This window comes from Ochrobactrum sp. SFR4 (assembly GCF_019730395.1).
Lineage (GTDB): Bacteria > Pseudomonadota > Alphaproteobacteria > Rhizobiales > Rhizobiaceae > Pseudochrobactrum.
In genome coordinates, this window is sequence record NZ_JAAPBB010001424.1 from 1 (window position 1) to 234 (window position 234).

The 234-nt window shown below is 54.7% G+C and carries 1 protein-coding gene; it reads right to left on the bottom strand.

The features are described 5' to 3' along the window. Positions 1-50 precede the first annotated feature (50 nt). On the bottom strand, positions 51-234 hold a 184-nt coding region (locus tag HBA93_RS23725; protein WP_221724845.1), incomplete at its 5' end, for an XRE family transcriptional regulator.

The window sequence follows — 234 nt, forward strand, 5'->3', positions numbered from 1 at the left end:
TGACGCAAAAAAAGGTCTCTGCGGCGCCAGTAAGACGACGGCAATCAAAGCTAGCCACGTTTCGCAGATTCCTGCCCATCGACAATCATCACTCCTTCGTTGCGCCCCGAATTTATGAAGACAATGCCTTCGGCTTCGAGCGCCCTGCGTATCTGATCGCTGGTGCTTTCGAACACGCGCATTCCTATCGCCGACTCCATGCGCTTAAGCGCGGTCAGCGATACTTTGGCCTTG